Raw genomic sequence first — 4,590 nt, forward strand, 5'->3', positions numbered from 1 at the left:
GGGTGCCTGGTGGTGACCTACTTTCGCGGGGATTCCCACTATCATTGGCGAGGCGTCGTTTCACTTCCGAGTTCGGGATGGGATCGGGTGGTTCCGACGCTCTATGGCCACCAGGCAGAAAAGGGGTTGGGTGCGGTATAAAACCCTTTTAGGTTATAGGGTCAAGCCTCACGGGCCATTAGTACCGGTCAGCTTCACGCCTTACGGCGCTTCCACCTCCGGCCTATCGACCTGGTCGTCTTCCAGGGCCCTTGAGGGATCTGGACGATCCGGGGAGACCTCATCTTGGGGGGGGCTTCCCGCTTAGATGCTTTCAGCGGTTATCCCGTCCGGACATAGCTACCCGGCGATGCTGCGGGCGCAACAACCGGCACACCAGAGGTCCGTCCACTCCGGTCCTCTCGTACTAGGAGCAGCTCCCCTCAAGTCTCCAACGCCTGCGGCAGATAGGGACCGAACTGTCTCACGACGTTCTGAACCCAGCTCGCGTACCACTTTAAATGGCGAACAGCCATACCCTTGGGACCGGCTTCAGCCCCAGGATGTGATGAGCCGACATCGAGGTGCCAAACACCCCCGTCGATGTGAACTCTTGGGGGGTATCAGCCTGTTATCCCCGGAGTACCTTTTATCCGTTGAGCGATGGCCCTTCCACGAAGCGCCACCGGATCACTAGGACCTGCTTTCGCACCTGCTCGACCCGTCGGTCTCGCAGTCAAGCACCCTTATGCCCTTGCACGCACTGCGCGATTTCCGACCGCGCTGAGGGTACCTTCGTGCTCCTCCGTTACCCTTTAGGAGGAGACCGCCCCAGTCAAACTACCCACCATACGCTGTCCCCGGAAAGGATCACTTTCCTAGGTTAGAACGCCAGACTCACCAGGGTGGTATTTCAAGGACGGCTCCAGAGGAACTGGCGTCCCTCCTTCTTCGCCTCCCACCTATCCTACACAGGCAAGCCCAGCATCCAGCGTAAAGCTGTAGTAAAGGTTCACGGGGTCTTTCCGTCTTGCCGCAGGTACACTGCATCTTCACAGCGAGTTCAACTTCACTGAGTCCCGGATGGAGACAGTAGGGCTGTCGTTACGCCATTCGTGCAGGTCGGAACTTACCCGACAAGGAATTTCGCTACCTTAGGACCGTTATAGTTACGGCCGCCGTTTACCGGGGCTTCGTTCAGGAGCTTCGCCTCGCGGCTAACCCCATCCCTTAACCTTCCGGCACCGGGCAGGCGTCACACCCTATACGTCCGCTTACGCGTTAGCAGAGTGCTGTGTTTTTGGTAAACAGTCGCAGCCCCCATTTCTCTGCGACCTGCTTCGGCTCCAGGGGCAAGCCCTTTCACCTAGAGCAGGCACACCTTCTCCCGAAGTTACGGTGTCATTTTGCCTAGTTCCTTCACCCGGGTTCTCTCAAGCGCCTTAGGATCTTCACCCCGCCCACCTGTGTCGGTTTTGGTACGGCCCCTTAGGACCTGAACGCTTAGAGGCTTTTCTTGGAAGGCTCGCCAGCGCAGTTCGCCAAAAAGGCTTCCCCATCACGTCTCGGAGTTATCGCCGCTCCGGATTTGCCTAGAGCGACCTCCTACCCGCTTAGACCGGGATGTCCGTCACCCGGCTGCGCCTTCCCGCCTTCGTCCCCCCATCGCAGTCCTAAGAGGTACCGGAATATTAACCGGTTTGCCATCGACTACGCCTTTCGGCCTCGCCTTAGGTGCCGACTAACCCTGCGCCGATGAGCGTTGCGCAGGAAACCTTGGGCTTTCGGCGAGGGGGATTTTCACCCCCTTTCTCGTTACTCATGTCAGCATTCGCACTTCCGATACCTCCAGCGGCCTTCTCAAGCCGCCTTCACCGGCTTACGGAACGCTCCCCTACCGAGTCAGGTAACAGACTGCAGGCAACAGGAATCAGACAATCGCTTTGTATAACCCATTGAGCATCTTGCTGATCGCGTGATATTCATCACGCCACCGATGCCATTCATCTTCAGTGATGTACCCTAAATCCAAACAATATCTTAGCCACACCCGCATCTCATCCGACGACCCTATCGCCACCTGAAGGTAGCGGCCAAATTCCGCCTTGAGCCTTCAGCTATATTCACGGCAACGGATTTGCTTGCTCTGCGCAATTGGTCTGCTAAGCCATATTGTTCGATCTTGGGCATATCCAGAGTCATTCGATGAATCTCGAGAAAGACCTTATAGGCTCTCTGAAAAACTTCCAAATCCTCAAATCCCCTGGCTTCTTTCACCTGTTTCCTGAGACCTGTAGTCTGTTACCTGACTCCCGCAGCTTCGGTACACGCTTTAAGCCCCGTTGGATCTTCCGCGCAGGCCGACTCGACCAGTGAGCTATTACGCTTTCTTTAAAGGATGGCTGCTTCTAAGCCAACCTCCTGGCTGTCTTCGCCTTCCCACATCGTTTCCCACTTAAGCGTGATTTGGGGACCTTAGCTGGCGGTCTGGGCTGTTTCCCTCTCGACGACGGACCTTATCACCCGCCGTCTGTCTCCTGAGCTGCACTTTTAGGTATTCGGAGTTTGCCTGAGCGAGGTACCCCTTGACGAGGCCCCCAACCCAAACAGTGCTCTACCCCCTAAAGTGACCACCCAAGGCACTACCTCAATAGCTTTCGGGGAGAACCAGCTATCTCCGAGCTTGTTTAGCCTTTCACTCCTACCCACAGCTCATCCGATACTTTTGCAACAGTAACCGGTTCGGGCCTCCAGCGGGCATTACCCCACTTTCACCCTGGCCATGGGTAGATCGCCCGGTTTCGGGTCTACTGGAAGCGACTTTTCGCCCTCTTCGGACTCGGTTTCCCTACGGCTCCCCTACCCGGTTAACCTCGCCACTCCCAGTAACTCGCTGACCCATTATACAAAAGGTACGCCGTCACCCGGCCAAAGCCAGGCTCCGACTGCTTGTACGCCTACGGTTTCAGGTTCTATTTCACTCCCCTCTCCGGGGTTCTTTTCGCCTTTCCCTCACGGTACTGGTTCACTATCGGTCGGTAGGGAGTATTTAGCCTTGGAGGGTGGGCCCCCCCTCTTCGGACAGGATTCCACGTGTCCCGCCCTACTTGTCCGCACGCTTAGTTCCACTTTCGCCCTTTCGGGTACGGGACTGTCACCCTCTTTGGTCGGCCTTTCCAGACCGTTCCCCTAGAGCAAAAGCTAAATCGTGCCAGGCTCCTCCCCGTTCGCTCACCGCTACTTGGGGAATCTCGGTTGATTTCTTTTCCTCTGGGTACTGAGATGTTTCAGTTCCCCAGGTTCGCCTCCGCTCCCTATGAATTCAGAAGCGGATACCTGCCTTACCGCAGGTGGGTTTCCCCATTCGGATACCCCCGGATCAACGCTTGCTTGCCAGCTCCCCGAGGCTTTTCGCAGGCTGCCACGTCCTTCTTCGCCTCCTACCGCCAAGGCATCCACCGTAGGCGCTTGCTCGCTTGACCCTATAACCTAAAAGAGTCTCTACAGTGTTACCGCTTTCCCAACTTGTTAAAGAACTCCTATGGAGCCAGGGAGAATCGAACTCCCGACCTCCTGCGTGCAAAACAGGCGCTCTCCCAACTGAGCTATGGCCCCAACCCTGGTGGGTCTGGGAGGAGTTGAACCTCCGACCTCACCCTTATCAGGGGTGCGCTCTCACCACCTGAGCTACAGACCCAAACCCCAGGAACAACCCTCGAACCATCCGTGTGGGCTCTTGCCAAGCCACTTAGGCTTCTCCAGAAAGGAGGTGATCCAGCCGCACCTTCCGGTACGGCTACCTTGTTACGACTTCACCCCAGTCATCGACCACACCGTGGACGGCATCCCCCCTCGCGGGTTAGACCACCGGCTTCTGGTGCCGCCGACTCCCATGGTGTGACGGGCGGTGTGTACAAGGCCCGGGAACGTATTCACCGCGGCATGGCTGATCCGCGATTACTAGCGATTCCGGCTTCATGGAGTCGAGTTGCAGACTCCAATCCGAACTACGACCGGCTTTGTAGGGATTGGCTCCACCTCACGGCTTGGCAACCCTCTGTACCGGCCATTGTAGCACGTGTGTCGCCCTGCCCATCAGGGCCATGAGGACTTGACGTCATCCCCGCCTTCCTCCGGCTTATCGCCGGCAGTCTCCTTAGAGTGCCCGGCCAAACCGCTGGCAACTAAGGACAAGGGTTGCGCTCGTTACGGGACTTAACCCAACATCTCACGACACGAGCTGACGACAGCCATGCAGCACCTGTGTCCGCGTTCCCAAACGGGCACCCCCAGATCTCTCCAGGGTCCGCGGCATGTCAAGGGCAGGTAAGGTTCTTCGCGTTGCATCGAATTAAACCACATGCTCCACCGCTTGTGCGGGCCCCCGTCAATTCATTTGAGTTTTAACCTTGCGGCCGTACTCCCCAGGCGGTCGACTTAACGCGTTAGCTTCGCCACTGAAAAGTCAAACCTTCCCAACGGCCAGTCGACATCGTTTAGGGCGTGGACTACCAGGGTATCTAATCCTGTTTGCTCCCCACGCTTTCGTCCCTCAGCGTCAGTCTCGGTCCAGGTGGCCGCCTTCGCCACCGGTGTTCCTCCCGATATCTA

General features: G+C 57.2%; 2 tRNA genes and 3 rRNA genes. All 5 read right to left on the bottom strand.

Annotated elements, in window-relative coordinates:
• Window positions 1-4 precede the first annotated feature (4 nt).
• Window positions 5-115: ribosomal RNA gene (rrf, locus tag ACYQ3M_RS11450) — 5S ribosomal RNA — on the bottom strand.
• Window positions 116-157: 42 nt separating this feature from the next.
• A 23S ribosomal RNA gene (locus tag ACYQ3M_RS11455) occupies window positions 158-3,461 on the bottom strand.
• 60 nt (window positions 3,462-3,521) lie between these two features.
• Window positions 3,522-3,594 (bottom strand) — tRNA-Ala (locus ACYQ3M_RS11460).
• Window positions 3,595-3,599: 5 nt separating this feature from the next.
• Window positions 3,600-3,676, bottom strand: a tRNA-Ile gene (locus ACYQ3M_RS11465).
• 65 nt (window positions 3,677-3,741) lie between these two features.
• A 16S ribosomal RNA gene (locus tag ACYQ3M_RS11470) occupies window positions 3,742-4,590 on the bottom strand; the annotation flags it as partial.

Source organism: Methylothermus subterraneus (assembly GCF_054656915.1).